This is a genomic window from Pseudoalteromonas sp. C8 (genome assembly GCF_011378685.1).
In the GTDB taxonomy this organism is placed as follows: Bacteria; Pseudomonadota; Gammaproteobacteria; order Enterobacterales; family Alteromonadaceae; genus Pseudoalteromonas; species Pseudoalteromonas arctica.
The window spans coordinates 1-18,172 of record NZ_WTKT01000030.1 but is presented as its reverse complement, the minus strand read 5'-3'; the positions used below and the strand labels follow the sequence as shown (position 1 = coordinate 18,172).

The 18,172-nt window shown below is 38.4% G+C and carries 12 protein-coding genes; 5 read left to right on the top strand and 7 right to left on the bottom strand.

Features of this window, described 5'->3' with window-relative positions:
* Positions 1–33: 33 nt before the first annotated feature.
* The 7 genes from pelG to GQR39_RS19310 are packed head-to-tail and all read right to left on the bottom strand — an operon-like array spanning position 34 to position 11,690.
* Positions 34–1,398 carry an exopolysaccharide Pel transporter PelG gene (pelG, locus tag GQR39_RS19340; RefSeq protein ID WP_101217731.1) on the bottom strand — a complete coding sequence of 455 codons (1,365 nt, stop codon included), beginning with the start codon at positions 1,396–1,398 and terminating at the stop codon, positions 34–36.
* Positions 1,386–2,903 carry a GT4 family glycosyltransferase PelF gene (gene pelF, locus GQR39_RS19335; RefSeq protein ID WP_165736376.1) on the bottom strand — a complete coding sequence of 506 codons (1,518 nt, stop codon included), beginning with the start codon at positions 2,901–2,903 and terminating at the stop codon, positions 1,386–1,388. The genes pelG and pelF overlap by 13 nt, the downstream gene beginning before the upstream one ends.
* Positions 2,896–3,879, bottom strand: a complete 984-nt coding sequence (locus GQR39_RS19330; RefSeq protein ID WP_165736375.1) for a HEAT repeat domain-containing protein — start codon at positions 3,877–3,879, stop codon at positions 2,896–2,898. The genes pelF and GQR39_RS19330 overlap by 8 nt, the downstream gene beginning before the upstream one ends.
* Entirely contained in the window at positions 3,876–5,174 is a 1,299-nt protein-coding gene (locus GQR39_RS20485; protein WP_007584806.1) for a PelD GGDEF domain-containing protein, read from the bottom strand. Before GQR39_RS20485 ends, GQR39_RS19330 begins: the two co-directional genes overlap by 4 nt.
* Positions 5,171–5,686, bottom strand: a complete 516-nt coding sequence (locus GQR39_RS19320) for a hypothetical protein (protein ID WP_007584808.1) — start codon at positions 5,684–5,686, stop codon at positions 5,171–5,173. Before GQR39_RS19320 ends, GQR39_RS20485 begins: the two co-directional genes overlap by 4 nt.
* Before the next feature lie 14 nt (positions 5,687–5,700).
* Entirely contained in the window at positions 5,701–8,982 is a 3,282-nt protein-coding gene (locus GQR39_RS19315; RefSeq protein ID WP_165736374.1) for a tetratricopeptide repeat protein, read from the bottom strand.
* Positions 8,982–11,690 carry an endo alpha-1,4 polygalactosaminidase gene (locus GQR39_RS19310; protein WP_165736373.1) on the bottom strand — a complete coding sequence of 903 codons (2,709 nt, stop codon included), beginning with the start codon at positions 11,688–11,690 and terminating at the stop codon, positions 8,982–8,984. Before GQR39_RS19310 ends, GQR39_RS19315 begins: the two co-directional genes overlap by 1 nt.
* A 487-nt stretch (positions 11,691–12,177) precedes the next feature.
* Here GQR39_RS19310 and GQR39_RS19305 point away from each other — a divergent pair, with 487 nt between their 5' ends.
* From GQR39_RS19305 to GQR39_RS19285, 5 genes are all read left to right on the top strand, one after another.
* Positions 12,178–13,845: a methyl-accepting chemotaxis protein gene (locus GQR39_RS19305; protein ID WP_024593969.1), complete on the top strand. Its 1,668-nt coding sequence runs from the start codon at positions 12,178–12,180 to the stop codon at positions 13,843–13,845.
* Between the two features lie 120 nt (positions 13,846–13,965).
* Positions 13,966–14,484 carry a MarR family transcriptional regulator gene (locus GQR39_RS19300; protein WP_231616919.1) on the top strand — a complete coding sequence of 173 codons (519 nt, stop codon included), beginning with the start codon at positions 13,966–13,968 and terminating at the stop codon, positions 14,482–14,484.
* 133 nt (positions 14,485–14,617) lie between these two features.
* Positions 14,618–15,367, top strand: a complete 750-nt coding sequence (locus tag GQR39_RS19295) for a serine/threonine protein kinase (RefSeq protein WP_165736372.1) — start codon at positions 14,618–14,620, stop codon at positions 15,365–15,367.
* Positions 15,368–15,681: 314 nt separating this feature from the next.
* Positions 15,682–17,034: a magnesium transporter gene (locus GQR39_RS19290; RefSeq protein ID WP_165736371.1), complete on the top strand. Its 1,353-nt coding sequence runs from the start codon at positions 15,682–15,684 to the stop codon at positions 17,032–17,034.
* Positions 17,035–17,089: 55 nt separating this feature from the next.
* Positions 17,090–18,151: a CNNM domain-containing protein gene (locus tag GQR39_RS19285; RefSeq protein WP_007584829.1), complete on the top strand. Its 1,062-nt coding sequence runs from the start codon at positions 17,090–17,092 to the stop codon at positions 18,149–18,151.
* The last annotated feature ends 21 nt before the right edge of the window (positions 18,152–18,172 follow it).

The following is an 18,172-nucleotide window of genomic DNA, read 5'->3' as shown; positions in this document are numbered from 1 at the left end:
CTTACAGCCTTTATGCTAAGTTTTTATATTATGCTATTGCAGCATAAACGTTTCGTATTCTAAATCTTCAAATTGTTTTGAAAGCCAAAATAATCCTACTACCGAGGTAATAATGGTTGCTAATGCAAAGCCATAGCCATAAAACTGCGGTCCAAAAGCAATTGATAACAAAGTTAAAACAACGTTTATTACCAAAAATAACCCCGCTAAAAATAGCACTGTTGAGCGTTTATCTAAATAAAACAAAATATTTAAAATAGATAAAAATATAACTTGTACGCCTACACCTACTACATCAATAAATAAAAGCGTTTTATAGTTTGGATCAATGCCAATAAAGGTAAGTATTTGCTCACCCCATAATAACAAGCAGGCAACGGTAATACCCTGAATTTTAAATATATCGTATAAACCGGCACGCGCAGTTTGGATCATACTGTCTTTTAATATGTAGATCTCTTCAAGAGATGAGCCACCACGAATAGCGGTGTAAAAACGGTCGTACTCTTCTACAAAGTCGGTTTCCATTTTTACTAAAAATACCGCCATACCGGGGATAATAGACAAATAAGCCAAAAATATAGGTAAGTCATAAATTGGGCTGGCTCTCAACGTGCCAATAATTTGTATTGATGTGCTTGGAGAATACCAAAAAATGATTTTATCAGCCCATACACCAATGTTATAAAACAGACCACAAAAGAATAGGCTGTAATACACTTTTTTATTGCTTAAAAAGTCAAAACTTATAAGTTTTTCACCCGGGTAGCGGCGAATAATCATAAATAAAAAGCTAAAAAAGAGCAGTGCTTCGCCAGCAAAAAACGCAAAAAATAAGCCGTCTAACTGCCAGTCTCTTAATAAATATGCAAGCAATACCATAAAGGCGTAACCACTTAGCATGGTAATTAAAATTAACCGGTATTCTTTCATACCTGATAGAAAAATAGCGCCAAGCCACTGATTACATAAGCTTACAAAGGCACCTAAAATTATAATCTTAGTAACAACGGGTATAGGGAGCATAGGCCATACAGCTAAGCCCACCAATAGCGCGGCTATTGTTGTTATAAGCTGTGCACCGAGTAGATTAGGCAGTACCTTTGCCTCTTCTTTTTGAAAAAATAAATCGGCAATAAATCGAGTTAGTAATAACTGCAAACCACCCGTTAAAATAAGTGAGGCGGCCATCATGTAGGTAACAAGCGTTAAAAATTGAATAATAAGTACTTTAGGTAATACAATTCCTAAACTTAAAATACCAATAAGCATTAACGCTACAATAGAGAGCAGCCAAGGGCCCGAGCCTATTAAACCTGCGTAGCCGTATGCTTCAAAAACTGAGAGCAGGGTATTTTTTTTGAGAATTTTTCGTATCTCAAAACCTATTCCGGCCATGCTATTGTATCCTTATAAAGTTTATCGTAGCGGGCAAACATGTGGCTCTCGTCATAAAATTTTTGTACGCGGTCTAAACCACTTTTTTGATACTCAAGCCAAGCTTGCTCATTTGTTAGCATGTTTGATATTTGTTGTGCTGTTTCGCTAGGTGAAGCAATTGAGACAACTTCACCGGCTTTACCTAATGCTTTATCTTCATCGGTTCCGCCTTCGATTATTTCGCGGCACGAGCCAACATCACTAGCAAGTACAGGCACACCGGCCGCCATTGCTTCTAAAAGTACTAAAGGCTGCGCTTCGGAAATTGAGGTTAAAGCAACAACTCCGAGCTTAGGCAAAATTTTGGTAATATCTTGCATACCTAAAAACTTAACACTGTTTTGTAAATCAAGGCTGCCTACCAGTAGCTCACACTCTTTGTAGTATTGTGGGTCTTCTTCGAAAGGGCCGATGATCCAGCCTTCGACCTCTGGTAATATCGATTGCGCTTCTTTAATCGCACGTATAAAGGTTTTAATATCTTTTATAGGCACTACACGTCCAATTAACCCAACAACCGGTGGTATCTGTTTTGGACGCTGAACAAACGCTTCAATAAAGCGCACTGTTTTAATACCATTAGGTACAACAAATGCTTTTTCTGGCGCTGCGCCATCTTTTATTTGGCGCTGTCTGTTACCATCGTATAGCGAAATGATCTTATCTGCTTCTTGGTATGTTGTTCGGCCTATTTGCTCAAAAAAGCTGATCCACATTCGGCGAATAAAGCCCATCTCGGTATTTAAGTTTTTACCTAGGCTTTGTTCAGACTCTTTGATCCAACTGGCTTGAATAAGATCTATTTTTCTCTCTTTGGTGTAAATACCATGTTCGGTCAACAAAAAGGGAGTATCGCTTATTACACTGGCACCAGATCCTAAAATACCAGCATACCCGGTAGATATTGAGTGAATAAGTTTAACTTTTGGAAGTCCACGTGCAATTTCGGCTATTTTAAATAGCGGTTTATATAAATTGCGATATGACCAAAAAAAGTCAATAAAAGAGGATTCATCACAAAAAGTTGAATAGTAATTAGTGAGCACTTGCCACGATGATTCACTATATAAAAAGTCGGCTTCGTTAATACCGTCTTTTTTAGCCAAAGTTTCAAATGCAAATTTTAACAATTCAGTCGGGATAGGCTCGTTACAATCTCTAAAATAATTTTGTAGTTGTTGCCAGAAATCAAAGAGCTCTTTTTTATATTTAACCCCATGCTTGGCTTTTATTTCAGAAGTATCATTTTCCACTAAATAATGAACATGCAGCTTGGTAACGTTTTCAGGTAAAGTATATTGAATCTCGCCATAATGCTCTGGTGCTCCACCTATAAAAACAAGCTCAAAGTTATAATGAGGTAACCCTTCAATTATTTGATGAACCCAACTAGATACACCACCACGTACGTAAGGGTAGGTACCTTCCAAAAGCAGTAAAATGTCTGCATTTTTATTACTCATGCCAATACTCCTGCAAATGACGTAATTCACTGCCTTTAGGTTGTTCTGGGAGTTCTTTTAAATAGCGTTTACAGTCGTCAAACTTGTTCATACAAAAGGCAACTTCGGCTTTATAAGGGAGAACATGACGCCTTGCCATACCAAACTCAGTTGCTTTAAGTAAGTACTCATGGGCTATTTCGTATTTGTCTAAGGCTAAAGATATTCGGCCTAAAAATATAAAGGTTGCAGGTGTTTTTACGTGCTCAATACTTTGCTCTGCAAGTGCTTCTGCTTTTTCTAAAACATATTTACGCAGTGCACCTTGGGCTAAACCCAAATAGCTAAGTTCCCAATACAGTTCGGCTAGCTGTTTTTGTAAATGGCTCAATTTAGGCTGCTTAGTCGTAACGGCTATTTCTTGCTGATACAAACTGATTTTTTCGTTGAGTTTGGTTTCTTTACCATCAAGGGTTGAGTAGGCGAGTAGTCGAATATCATCTTCTAAATCTTTAAGTGCTAGCTTTAAAATAGGAATAGCTTGTGAGTCACTCATGTGACGAGCTGCCATTACAGCACTTAAACGTTTATTTGGTTCACTCGCGTGCTTCAAAATTGCTTTAAGTCCGCCAATAGAATAGGTCGGGTTTGCTGATATTGCTCTGGCTTCAAAAGGAAGCTCAGGTATTTTATGCTCTTCTATTTCTATCTCGTCGTTTTTGAGAGGTTTACAAAGAGCAAACGTAAGCGCTACTACAACACCTATAATTCCAAGTACTGGTAATGTAAACAATAATAAAAACATGAGCAAAAAAGAGCTATAAGGAGTCGTTTTGTATTTTTTAGGTATAAAAACATAACTAACAATAGCAAAAAGGATGCTAGCAATAGCATGCAATAATATAGCTAAAAACCAATTAGGTGTTTCCAGTACTTCTATTAGTGCAAAGTACTGGCAAATACACCCTAAAATAGCCGCTACAATAATTATAATCATGAAAGTGAAACCAATCTCTTTATATCATCTGAGCTTATTGGTAGTGCAAGTTGTTGCTCAATAACAATATCAAGCTCAGCTAAAGTGTTACCCGTACGCTCTTTACACCAGGTGTTCATTCGGGCAATAAAGCCTGCTTTTTCAAGTTCATCAGCTAATGGCATTAATAGCAGTAATACCTGATTTTGATTATCATACAAATAAATGTCTAAACCACGGCGTGCTTCACTTAAATAACTCATAAGTTGAGTCGATTTATCAGTAATATTATTGGCTTTTATTTTTAGCAGCTGCGATGGAATGTTGTATCGTTTTGCTTCTTTATTCGCGCGTTTAACTTGGCGAATAAAGTACGGAGACTCTTCATACGTCATTACTGGGTTTGTTATTTCATGGCGCAGTAGGTCGCCAATATGCCCAGCCATAACAGCAAGTAGTGTAAGAGTGGTATTTTTAAGCGCAAAAAATTGTACTCTTTCAACTAAAATAGCGCCATAAATTGTATTATTTACGTCGATAAGTGGGATTGCCATATGGTATTTACTTATACCTAACGCAGTTTTTGCGTCTTTTACTGATACTAATTCTTTTTCTTCAATCATCGCTAATATAAGAGGATCATTTTCAGCTATTTGACCCATTTGGCCAATAGAGGCAAGTGGTGGCTCTAAAACAGTGTCGTTTTCAACTTTATATAAACCCGCTCTTTCTAATAAACCATATTCAACGAATAGGTCGATTATTTTTTGCGCTGCGCTATCAAGCCTTCTTTCTTTTAATAGCCCGATAGAGGTTCTTACTGCTTGTAGCGATTCACGCAAACTTAACGTATGGCCAGCAAGCATTTGCTCTATTCTATCGTGAGATGAATTAATTAAGTGATACTGACGAGTAAATGTTTCAAGGCGATCGGTTACGTACTCAAGCTGAATACTTTGTTGTTGATTAGTACGTTCCCACACATCCCTAAATTCGCCAGTGATCATAATTACAATAATGTAGCCAATCATGGCGTTAATATTGAAGTCGCTTTGTGGTGATAAAATATTTGCTTGAAGTAAAAAAAGTTGACCAACAAGCAAACATAAAATACTAATAAAGCCTTTTGAAAAGCCATAACGTAGAGAAACTAAAAGTGGGCCAAGTACAGGCCACGAAAACCCTCCCTCAGTCCAAAATGGGTCCTCTGCGTTAAATAATACAGGCAGCCCTAAAGCAAGCGCGGTAAATATAAATACCTCAGCCCATATTTGTAGCTCAGGAACGTCTCTTGGTCTAAGGAAATGTGTTTTCACTCACTAACCTCTATATAAGAAATTAAATCGGCAATCACATCTTGTGCTGTTGCTGCAATGCTATCGCGGCCCCAACCACTTTTAGCAATAGTACCCGTCCAAATCGGCGTTGTTTGTCCATTTTCAGTGAGTGATAATGTAAGTGCAACAACGGGTTCGCCGTCAAGCCCAGCTTTGTAGCGCCACTCTTCAATGCTGCCTGTTAGTACATAGTCAGCTTGTTGAGTGCTTAACCACTGCATAGCATTGTCTAAACGGTATTGATCGTCCAGTGGTGGAAGCTCTTTGGTGTTTACGCGAGGTGCGCGTATAAGAGTTGGTAATTTATTTTGTTGCCAAATACTGGCTAAAATATCTTCAGCACGCTCACCTGCAAGCGGTGTTTGAGCATGATTAACAAGTGGCATTAATGCCACAATTTTTGAAGGGCTAAGCTCTACATCATCAGCAACTCTGCTGGTGGTACATGCTGATAATAGTAATACCAAACACGGTATAATTAAACGAAACATACTCTCTCCTAACATTAAAAATGTACGTAATAACCTAATTGTAATTGTGTATCTGAGTTACCCACTTTATTACTACTTTGGTAACCCAGCTGTAATTTAAATAAATCATCGCCCAGTACAGACCAACCAGCGCCACTTGAAACTGATACATCTACTGTATCGTTAAGTGTTTGATAGCCAGTACTTATATCAAATAACCATGAAGGGCTTGCGCCTAAATAAGGAGGTTCTAAAGAACCAGTTGAAGCAAATGAGGTCCCTAGTGCAAAACGTCTAAATGGTTGAAGGTCAACTCTTAGAGGTCTTGATTCTGTATTTATTAATGCATTTACACGTTCAAAGTCTTGCCATTGCGCACTAAAATAAGCGTTCCAAATTGGGCGGTCTTTTAAAATGCTGTATTGGTAACGTGCATTATATTCTTGGCCATTTATTAGTGAGCTTCCATCGCTTCTTCGAGAAAAAGACATCGCTGCTGCTGATAGCTGTACGTTTTGTCTACCATCAATATTGTAGTTAACATAGGCCGTGGCTTTATCTAGCTGAGCATAGCTAAGTAGCGCTTCTGATTGGCGGTTTTCAACATTATATTCAAGCTTTAAACCTACCTGTGTACGCGAATCCCATTGATAACGAGAGTCCAAGCTAAAACCTTGACGGCTAACTAAGCTGCCTTGGTGAGAATCTATTTTTGCATCAAAATACCAACGACCAAATGTCATCTTATCTTCTATCGCAAACAGTAATCCGTTGTTATCAAGATTTTGCTGATTACTTAAACTTAATTTCCATTGCCCATTAGCATAAGGAAAATAAACGTTTACATCGTACTGGCTACTGTTTAAACCAGCCTCTGGCGATAGGTTTATTTCAAGCGCTCTAAAATAGGATGCGCGTGCATTTCTGAGTAAACTCAATTGCGATTCATTTGCCTCGCCAGTGAGTTCTTCGTACCAACGTTGCATTGTGGCATAGGGTTGTTTTAAATAGAGTAGGGCGTTTAGCTCATCTAATTTGCTTAGTGAACCTTCAGCTATAAGCTGTTTCGCTTTATTAAATTCGCCGTTGGTCATATAAAGTTGTAGCTTTTGCCATGGCTCTAATTTTTGTGCAGCCCTGCGCGCTAACCACCAGTTTGTTTGAGGTTCACCAATAGTGTCGGGGGCAAGTTCTTCCATTGTGTTTAATTGCATTAAATGAGGAACAGCCATCGCGCCCGCCCAGCGGAACATTAGGCCTCTGTATGCATATTTATCTTTAGGTAAGTGTTGCAGTAAATAGTGATTAAGTTCAGCAGCATTTGCATAGTAGCCAAGTTGTTTCATTACATCGGCTAAGTTAACCAGTGTTGTTAAGTCACTTGGATCTGCAATGGCCAATTTACGCAAATAAAAGTAAGCACTGTTATATGACTTCTCGTGAATAGATAAGCTTGCTAATAGCTGGGTCCACGCATAGGAAGGATCACTTTCAGAATAGCGAGCTAAAATGCGGCTAATCATCACGGTGTCGTGCATTTGCAGCGCTAACCAACCTTGTGCAAGCACAACATCAGAGTCATATTCACTTAATTTTGCGGCGCGGTTTAAAGTTGTATAAGCTGAATTTAAATCACTTTGGTTTTGATACCAATTTGAAAGAATTAACCAAGCAGGGTAGAGAGCTTTATTGTAGCGCTGCTTATCAAGTTCAGCATGAATGCGTGCAACTGATTTAGCATCATTTACTTGTGTGCTTAATAATGCAATTTGAATCAATTGACGGTCAGTTTGCGACTCACTTTTCCATAAATAATCAAGAAGCTCCTGAGGCCGACCTTCAAAGCGCAGTTGTTGGTAGTGCAGCATGTCGCCTACGCTCAAAGGACTTATTTTTTGTAACTTCTCTAATGCATATAGCTCATGAGCTTTGTCCTTAACTCGCATTGCCATGTCAACATTGGCGCTCCAAAACTCATCATCAGAACTTTCTTGCTTGCTTTTTAGTACTTGCAGAGCTGTAGCAAAGTCATCTTCTAGCCAAAATGCGCGGGCAATCCAAAGTAAATCTTCTTCATTTTTAGGCCCTTTATATGTAGGCCACAAGACCCTTAAGGCTTTTAAATTACCAGTATCGTGAAGCACTTTTGCTTTCCAGTATTGTGATAATACACTTTTACCATTTATTTGCTCAAAGCGTTCAATATTGTTTAACTCTTGCTTTGTGTTACCAATAAATTCGTTAGCTTGCATCCAATTAGCAAAACCATTGCCTTTCAGACTTCTGTTTTGCGCCTTGTATTCGTATATATCATTAGCATCTTGGTATAAATATAAAGCGCTGGCATCGTTAATACTGTCGGTAAGCATCGCAGGAGTTACTGCTTTGTTAGACATTAGCCATTTAAATTCTCGAAGAGCTTCTTTAGGCTTGTTTTGCCAGCGCTTTATCTTCCAATTTAATAAATGTAGCTCTTTGTCATCTGGGCTCTGTAGTAATAACTGTGCGAGTAATTGTTCTGCCCCTTTTGCATTTCCATTTGCTAAACGCAGGTGCATAGCTTGTGTTAAGTAGTCGGTGTTATTTGGCTCAGCTTTTAATAAGCTTTCAATGGCTTGAGCTGCATCTTCTGTGTTACCAGCTAGGTTAGCTAAATAAAGGGTGCGTTTAACATCGGCTTGGTCGCCATAGGTTTTCCACCATGCATAAGCTTGAATCGGGTTATTTGCGCCCAGTGCAGTTTCAATCGCTTTAGCTGCAATGTCAGCATTTATATTTATTTTATAAATTGCGAGTGCTTTGTCAGGTTCGCCTGCGCTTAACCAGTAATCGGCTGCAAGGAGTGGCTGTTTATTTTTTTGATAGTACTGAGCAACTTTTGCATTTAACCCAACTGCTTTTGCAATAGTTAGTATTTGTTCGTTCCAATTTTTATGAGCACCTATTTTTAAAGATAGTTCTTCAAAACGGTCGTCAATATTAGCCCCGCTTGCTAGCCATAATGAGTAAAGCAGCTTTATTTCAAGCGTCGCTTTGCGCTCACCTCTAGGTAGTTTTTCAAGCTCGTTAGTGGCTTGTGAATACTCACTAAGCCCTATATGCAGCTCAACTAATTTTGCGCGTAGCTTTTCGTTGTCGGGCTCTGTGTTGAGCGCTGCATTAAGGTACGATTTTTCAAAGGTATAATCTTGTGAAAGTTCATCATCTTCAAAAAATAAGGTGTGAGGAAATAATGCATAAAGTGCAAAACAACTTACAGCTAATATTGCTAATATTGTTTTTACAGAAATTAACTGAGGGCGCTTTTTAGCATTCATTATCGAGCGACTCCATTGCAGTTAAGATAACCATAAAATTGACCCTTTGGCAGATTAAAGTGTGTCACATTAGCGCGTGTTACACCTTTAAAGTGCTCACCCAAATTAGATACAAATTCGCAAGAGCGTGCATTCATTAAATCAAGTGAAGCGGGCACCCACGCTTTAAAACTAACAGGCCCGTTAACTTGCCAGTTATTAATAACAACATTTGCAGACGCTAAATAAGGTTTTTTACTATTTTGGCTGTGATCAAAGCTAAGGCGAGCTATGTTATTTATAATATGTATGTAGTCACCTTTTCCAGTGACACCCGATACACCTTCACTTTGAGCTATGTTTGGCACATCAAAATCGGTAGGTATCCGTAGAGTACGAATGTACTTTGAGCTAAATAACCATTCATTATTATTGTTTTTTGCAAGTGCAGAAAAGTAAAAATCTTTTGCTACTTTTGCATAATGGCTTAAATGCACAGGCGTATTTGGTCTTGCTAAAACATAATCTATGTTGTGTTTAAGAGCGTCTAAACCCGCAAGAACTTCGCCTGAGTAAAAGTGATAGTAAATAGTGTAAGGTTTTAACCTATATGGTTTTTCTGTTATTTCGAAAGTTTCGGTTAAACGTCTAAAGCCGTAATAAGGGCCATGCCATAAGTTTGTGTAAACATTTTCATTTAATATGGGGGCGTAAATTTGATACAGCAAATCACGCTCAGGTCGGCCAATAGGTGATATATGTGTAAGACTAGGATTATCGGCATTTACATCAGTATTACCGCCATTGACATTTAACACACCAGCGTCACGGGCCAGTTCAAGCGCTTTAGGGCCAGGAGTTGCATCACCAGACCAAAGTATCATCACTGTTTTTTTATTTTTAGGTGTGAGCTTTTCATCAATGTACTTTATTGAATCTGTAATTTCTTTTTTAAGGCTGATAGTGTTGTAGCCAGGTACATCTAGATGAAAACCGTAATCGGTGTCGTCTTCATCTATTTTTTTTCGCCCAGACAGTGCTGTCCAAAAATAGGGGTGACTATAAGTATGCGAAGCAACTTCTACGTAAGGTAGGTTAAAAATACTACGTGCAATGCCTTCAAGTTTGGCACTTTGTTTAGAGTGAATACCGCCTTCTTCAATGTCAGCTTGGATCACAGATGACGTTAAAGGCAGTTTATAGCGTTTAATTATTTCATCTCGAATCACTTCTGCTGAATAAGGCTTACCTTCGTAATGGGCAACACTTGTAAATCCATCTCCATCTATATGCAGCGTAAGCATTCGCCTGCCACTTTCGGTGGTTGTATCTGGCACTAATATAGGTGGTAGTCCCATAGCCTGAGTTAGTAGTGTACGCGGATCAATAACCCATTTGCTGCCTTCCATCGGAAATGTATCAATTAGCCAAGGAGCAACGACGACTGCACCATATTTAGTTTTAGCAGCTTGTACAACTATTGTGTCATCTGATGATTTTATTGTAATTAAAGGAGTCGCATCAGTTGCTAATTTGAGTAAGTATGGTTTAACAATAGGGGGAGGTGTTGTGGATTCTCCTTTGAGCCAAGGTGCAAAGCTATCTTGTTTATATGGACCTTCAGGCAGTGTGTTTAACGACTCAATACCCAAGCTTAATAATAATTTAGTTGATTGTGGTAACTCGCCTAAAATAAGCTCTGGCACCACACCTAAATTAGCTTCAAGCCAATTGGTAAGTGTTGGTGTGTAAAATGCGTCGCTTGAGGTCCACGAAATAATACCGGCATGTAAGCTAGGGTCAACCAAAGGTAAATCGCGCTTTGCCATATCTATGTAATCAGGTATATACCCCAAATACTCAATCATGGTCGCAAGCTTTAAATGTACGGTAGTGTAAATGAGTGGCTTTACGTTACTGTTATAAGGGATCAAAATGCGCCTAGGAACCGGTGTAATTGATGATGTTCCCCATGTTTGCAGGTGACCATCGGTTACCCATGGATTAAAACCGGCGTTTATAATATTTTGTGCCATAGCGAGGCGATTAACGGGCTTTGCATAATCAATAACTTGGACGTTGAGGCCTAAGTCTTGTGCTGTTTTTAATTGTGCGCTTAGCCAATCTTGGTCGTTTTTGTTGGTCAGTTTATAGCTATTGTCGGTCGGATTAAAGTGGCTATACAAACCCTCAGCAACTAAGTCTTTGGCTAAATTAGCGAGTTTAGGCAATAACTCAAAGCCCCGGTTGAGGATAAGGTGTTTGTCAAAAGTCTCAGATAGTGAGCTTATTATGGTGACTAACCCAGCTTGTTGATCGGGTTTACTGTGTGTAGCATCTAATAGCTGATAGCTATCAAGGGTATCTAAAAATAAGCCGCTAAAGCCACGTGCTTTTAATGCCGCAGCGCTATTTGCAATATATTGTTGCCAATGTGCTGATGTTAAATCTGCAATGTGGCTATTCCAGTTGGGGTTTATGCTAAGTGATGACTCACTTTGATTAAACGACTCACCAACACTTAAATAAGCATAAACAGCAATATTACGCTGTTTAAACCAATTAAGTTCGTGCTCAGTCACAAGATCAGGCTGGACTACAACGCGAGAATAAAAGGTCATTTCGGCTAATGGCATCGGCGCTGAGTAGTAAAAAGCGATACTATTATTTACAGGTGCTGAGAATGCATGAGCAGACACTAAAAGTGCAAGGTATAAAATATATTTCATTAATAATTCATTTTTATTAGATTATAACTGTGGCTCAAAGTGATGCGTTCCGATTTTCTAGTTGTTTGGTATTAGTAATATAGGGTTATTATATGTTAATGGAAGTTTAATATCTATATGTTCATTATTTATATGAACCTAAAATCAATACTAACATGAGTCCTGCGTTAACTCATTACATAGCTGGTGATTAGTCGTCTTAGTACGCTATAAAATTAAGTTTAGATCAATGCAGCTGCTAGAACTTTAAATCTCTAATGAAAGAGTGGCAAATTATATATTAATTAATACGAAGGTCTCAGTGTTTTTAGTGTCCAAATACCTTCCTTGTGACTATAATATCTGCTAATTGAGCATGGTATGAGTTTACTCCCACCAATTTGTTTTTATTTACTATGCTTTTAAACCCATTAAAACAATGTAAACAACCGTAATTTAATTTTTGGCTATTGTCGCTATATATGCATTTATATACCCCGGAGAAATAATGAGTAATTTAAGCTTGAAAAACAAACTGTTGTTATTAGCTATATTGCCCTTAATGCTACTTTTGATTAGCTTGATGCTGAGTTCTTATTATTTAGAGAATAAAAATCAGCAACAAAATTTTGAAGCATTTCAAACTAAACTAATAAGTGACAAACAAACGTTGCTAAGCACCGAGGTGGAAATTGCCAGTAAAATTGTGCGCTATCAAATAGCAAATGGCTCTGAGCAAGATGCTAAAAACGCTTTAAGAGATTTAACATTTGGTCAAGGTGGTTACTTTTTTATATACGACACAAATGGCGTTAGTGTTTTTCATGCATTATTAGGTGATGCTATTGAAGGGCAAAACAAAATAGGGATGACTGACCCTAACGGTAAAAAAATAATAGTGGGCTTATTAGATCAAGCTAGAAAAGGCGGTGGCGCTTTTAACTATCATTTTCAAAAACCAAATACCACAGGCTTAGTTGAAAAAATGGGCTATGCAGCAATGATCCCAGGTACAAACTGGATGATTGGTACTGGCGCATATATGGATGATATAGACGCAGAACTACTTAAATATCAAACAGCAATGCAAGAGCACATGAATGATAAGGTAGTGACCTTATTGCTAATTGCTTTATTTTGGGTTGTGTTAACTATTGTATGTGCGTTAGTTGCCGCAAATACAATGGTAAAACCAATACAGCGCATGGCGCAAAGCCTTGACGACATTGCTAAAGGTGAGGGCGATTTAACCAAACGTTTAGATATTGATACTAACGATGAAATAGGCCAACTTGGCGAAGCATTTAATATGTTTGTAAGTAAGCTACATGGCATTATTGCCAATGTGGTTGATGTAACACACGATGTAAAAACAGCCTCTAGTGATATAAATACACAAACACGATTAATTGAAGACAAACTACTTAATCACAATCATGAAACAGACCTTGTTGCGACGGCTATTACCGAAATGTCGGCTACTTCTCATGAGGTGGCTCAAAATACGAACCAAGTGGCAGAGTCAACCCAAGCGGCAACGCAAGAAGTTGCTAAAGCTCAAGAGTGTGTTGATATTTCACTCAGTGAGGTGTCTAACCTAATGGGCGAGATAAACCTAGCCGCAGAACAAGTTGATTCACTCAGTGATCAATCTAAAAAGATTAATAGTGTACTAAGCGTAATTGGTGGAATTGCCGAGCAAACAAATTTACTTGCACTTAATGCTGCAATAGAAGCTGCACGAGCAGGTGAGCAAGGGCGAGGGTTTGCTGTTGTTGCTGATGAGGTAAGAAGCTTAGCAAGTCGTACTCAAGTTAGCACATTAGAGATTAGTGAAATGTTGAGTGAGTTACATAATTTAGTATCGGATGCTGTAGCCGCAATGCAAGCGAGTCAGAATAGTTGTAATCGCTCAGTAGAATCGTCTCGTGCTATTTCAGAAAGTTTAGGTGCGGTAACAACCTCAGTTAGATCAATTAACGACATGAGTACGCAAATTGCGACAGCGGCGCTGGAGCAAAGTAGCGTTACAGAAGAAATAAACCGTAATGTATTTGCCATTCAAGAAATCGTTAATGAACTAACTATTTCAAGCAAAACTACCTCTTCGGTAGGCCAGCATTTAGCTGCGCGTGGTGAAAACTTAGGCCAGCTTGTTGGCCAGTTTAAAATTTAACAAAGTTTAAAGCTTTACAGTAAAAGCCGCTAATAGCGGCTTTATTTTTGTGGCTTAGTTTTAGCTGCTTAGTTTTTATAAAAATTATTGAATTTTTTGTATGTGTTAAGGTCTATCAGCATGCAAATATACCTATACAGTGGAATAACCATGCAAAACATGCCATCAATTAAACGTTGTACTCGAGAAGAGTTAGCGCCAGAGCAAGACTTGGGGCGTTTAGTGTCTTTTTTACGCTCGAGATTAGCCATTCATGTTGATGCCAAGTTACTTCCTATGGACTTAACTTCTGCGCAATATATTGTGGTTGTACTACTTGCGAGAGAGTCGGTTAATACGCTTGCAGGACTTTGCGAGTATATGGTTTATGATCGTGGCGCTATGAGCCGCTTACTAAACCGACTTGAAGAAAAAGGACTCATTATTAAAACGCAATGTGAGCTTGATAAGCGCTCAACTATTTTGTGTTTAAGTGAAAAAGGTAAAGCTCTTTGTCCTGAAATTATGCCTGTAGTAAACGAAGTCTATGCTCAAGCATTAAATGGTTTTTCAGAGTCAGAAAAAAACCAAATAATAGACTTACTATTTAAAGCTATAAATAATCTAGATACATTACCCGAAATTCCCCCCCACAAATAGATTATCAATAAAATAGCGATACTGTTTCAACAGAAAGTTAGCGTGCTAATTAGTTGATCTGATTGTGCGTAGAATCTAACTTTGATAATATAGTTGCCTAGGCAATTAAAGTTATCATCTTGTTAGGTTTGTTATGATTGAAAATAATTTGTTAGTACAATTACAGCAGCAATATCCAGAACATACTTTTATGCAACATCACTTAAGTGTTGTCCATAAGGGACGTTTTGCTAACGCGATTGTGTATCGATATAAAGATAATGAATTTGATTTAATTGTTAAAGATTTTAGCCAAAGCCCGTTATTTATCCGCAAAACATTTGCGCGACTATCTGTAAACCAAGAATATAAAGGATTGAGCCGTTTAGCTGAGCTTGATGCAGTCGCTAACCGCTTTTGTAGACTATCGCCGATAGCCGTAGCTTATAACTATATTGAAGGCACACCACTGCGCGCTTTAATTCATGAAGATAAAACGCTACCAGTAAGCTTTTTTAGCGAGCTTGAGCGTCAAGTAGCAAAAATGCATCGTAAAGGCATCGTGCATTTAGACTTGCGTAATATGGGTAACATTTTATGTGGCGCAGACGGTAAACCTTATTTTATTGATTTTCAGTCCACTATTAGCTTTTCACGTTTTCCGCGCTGGTTGCAACGCTTTATGCGAGGGTCTGACATGTCAGGTGTATATAAAGCATGGAATAAATTGGGTGAGCAATCTCTGCCACAAAAAAAGCAAGACTATTTAGAGCGCTTTAATCACGTGCGTAAACGCTGGATTTTTAAAGGTTACCCAATACAGCGTGGCTATGCGTGGGGCGCTGCACTTATTACTCAATTTGTAGATTCTGACTTAGTACGAAATATTACTGATAGACTTTAATTTAAAGCATAAACCGTAATTTAAAAACACCTAATTCATTGTGTGATTTTGCCCATATTAGCCTAGCTAATATGGGATTTTTTTTATTATAAGTAATCCCTTTGGTTTGCTTACTTGTTGTTTAATCCCTCAAAAACAATTCCTTTTACTGTTTTTTTAATTTTTTAAAATAAATATTAGTACTGCATTTAGTTTGCCCATACAATGCGCAAAAATAGCTTGCGCATGCTTAATAAGTTCACGTTTTTTCTGCAATTTTTTATTGTTCAAGTAGACTATAAATAATGTGCGCTTTTAAATTTTAAGGTTTTAAGATGATTGAGTATCCGGTAGACCAACTCCCACAGCTCATAAATGATTTATTGCAATGCGATACAACAGAACGCAAAAATAAATTATTAACAGATGCGCAGTTAACGCTTTCAACAGAGCACCTGTCATTACTTTTTGAGGCGATACCAAAAGAGCAACGACTTGAAATTTGGCAGTTGCTTGACGAAGACACGCAACACGAAATTTTTGTTAATTTAAGTGAAGATAGTTGTTTGTGGTTGCTGCAAACGCTAGAAGACACTGAGGCTTTTAAACTTCTTGATGAAGTTAATGTAGAAGAGCTACTGGAACTTGAAGAAGTTATACCAGAGCGATTTGTTGAGTATGCAAAAAAGCAACTCGATGAAGCGCAAACCAAACAATATGATTTAGCGCAGCAATACCCGCCAGAACAATTAGGTCACTGGTTAGGTTTTGACTTTTTAAAAGTATCGGAGAAGCTAACAGCCGGTGGTGCTAAAAAATTGCTACACAAAGGTTTACCGCAATACAGTGAAGTTATTTATTTAGTAAGCCGCAAGGGTAGTTTAATAGGTGAGGTTGCGGTAAATGATTTAATAAAAGCCAGCGACACCGATAACTTAATGACATTGGCAAATCATGACTTTTCATCGCTCCATGCTGATGATGATTTATATGAAGCGGCAGAAGTGGTGATCCACAGTGAAAAAATGGCACTGCCAGTGGTTAATGCTGATAACAAATTACTTGGGCGATTAACCATTGCCTCAGCGTATGAATTACGCCAAGAAATTGCTGATGAAGCTGCCGCTAAAGCCGGTGGTTTACGTGAAGACGAAGACCTGTTCGCAAGTGTGCGAAAAAGTGCTAAAAACCGTGGTATATGGTTAGGTATTAACTTAGCTACTGCCTTTTTAGCGTCTTGGTTCATCGGTTTATTTGGCGCAACTATAGAACAGGTTGTAGCACTCGCTGTATTAATGCCAGTGGTTGCTTCTATGGGCGGGATCGCAGGTAGTCAAACATTAACCGTTATTGTGCGTGGTTTAGCGCTCGGACAGGTTACAGATTCAAACCGTAATGCGTTGCTTAAAAAAGAGCTGCGTGTTGGCGCTGTAAATGGCTTGGTATGGGCGTTTGTAATAGGCCTACTTACCTTTTTATGGTTTAACGACTTAATGCTTAGTATTACGATTACGGTAGCCATATTATTGAATTTAGTGGCCGCGTCACTAGCAGGTGTTGTTATTCCGTCTATTTTAGACAAAATGAAAATTGATCCTGCGTTATCTGGTTCGGTAATTTTAACTACCGTTACCGATATTGTTGGGTTTGTTACCTTTTTAGGTTTAGGCAGTTTATTGCTTTTATAAGCCTTATACCAATTCGCTTAATTAAGTGAATTGGTATTACTAACAGGAAAATACAATGACCTTTGAAGTCATGATTTGGTGTGCAATTGCTTTGTGTATTTCACAATCGGCAATATTTTCGGGCTTAAACTTAGCGTTTTTTTCACTAAGTAGGCTTCAGCTCGAAATGGAAAGTGCAAAAGGGAACGAGGCGGCCATAAAAGTGATGGCCCTTCGAAACGACTCTAACTTTTTATTATCGACTATTTTGTGGGGCAACGTAGGTATTAACGTACTACTTACACTACTTTCTGATTCGGTATTAATGGGCGCAAGTTCGTTTTTATTCTCAACTATTGCAATTACTATTATTGGTGAAATAACACCGCAGGCTTATTTTTCGCGTAATGCGCTAAAAATGGCGAGCCTACTTTCGCCGCTAATTAAGTTTTATCAGATTCTGTTTTATGTAGTTGCTAAGCCAACGGCTTTAATTCTCGATGCATGGTTAGGTAAAGAGGGGATTACGTACTTTGCTGAAAGTGAGCTCAGAGGTATTATTCGCAAACACATAGAAGCAGAAGAGGCTGATGTTCAGCACGTTGAGGGAATAGGCGCGCTTAACTTTTTTAGCTTAGATGAAATAAGCGTAACCAAAGAGGGTGAAGTAATTGATCCAGACTCTATTATTGCTTTGCCTACTAAGCTTGATTTGCCTATTTTCCCAGACCTTACATTAACGACTGATAATGAGTTTTTACGAAAACTACATAAGTCAGGTTATAACTGGGTGATCATTACCAATGAAGACGGTTGGCCTTTATTAGTGGTAGATGCTGACGGCTTTTTACGTTCGGCCTTGTTTGAACCAGAGACGTTCGACCCTTATCATTATTGTCACAGACCTATTATTGTTGCTGATGAAGCGATGCGCCTGAGTGAAGTTATTTTAAAAATACGGGCTAGTCATTCTTTAGATAAATCGTTTGATGGGGCCATTGATCACGACGTGGTGTTAGTGTGGAGTGATGTGAAGCGCATTATTACCGGCGCTGATATATTTGGTCGGTTACTCAAAGGTATGAGTGCACCAAAACTCGAACTGCATGAAAATACAGAGAATAAAAAGCCGCTATAAAGCTAACACCATTCAGTTAAG

Coding starts and splice junctions, on each gene's coding strand:
- GQR39_RS19305 (WP_024593969.1), top strand. CDS start 12,178: ATGAGTAATTTAAGCTTGAAAAACAAACTGTTGTTATTAGCTATATTG.
- pelF (WP_165736376.1), bottom strand. CDS start 2,903: ATGAGTAATAAAAATGCAGACATTTTACTGCTTTTGGAAGGTACCTAC.
- pelG (WP_101217731.1), bottom strand. CDS start 1,398: ATGGCCGGAATAGGTTTTGAGATACGAAAAATTCTCAAAAAAAATACC.
- GQR39_RS19330 (WP_165736375.1), bottom strand. CDS start 3,879: ATGATTATAATTATTGTAGCGGCTATTTTAGGGTGTATTTGCCAGTAC.
- GQR39_RS19290 (WP_165736371.1), top strand. CDS start 15,682: ATGATTGAGTATCCGGTAGACCAACTCCCACAGCTCATAAATGATTTA.
- GQR39_RS19295 (WP_165736372.1), top strand. CDS start 14,618: ATGATTGAAAATAATTTGTTAGTACAATTACAGCAGCAATATCCAGAA.
- GQR39_RS19285 (WP_007584829.1), top strand. CDS start 17,090: ATGACCTTTGAAGTCATGATTTGGTGTGCAATTGCTTTGTGTATTTCA.
- GQR39_RS19310 (WP_165736373.1), bottom strand. CDS start 11,690: ATGAAATATATTTTATACCTTGCACTTTTAGTGTCTGCTCATGCATTC.
- GQR39_RS19320 (WP_007584808.1), bottom strand. CDS start 5,686: ATGTTTCGTTTAATTATACCGTGTTTGGTATTACTATTATCAGCATGT.
- GQR39_RS19315 (WP_165736374.1), bottom strand. CDS start 8,982: ATGAATGCTAAAAAGCGCCCTCAGTTAATTTCTGTAAAAACAATATTA.
- GQR39_RS19300 (WP_231616919.1), top strand. CDS start 13,966: ATGCAAATATACCTATACAGTGGAATAACCATGCAAAACATGCCATCA.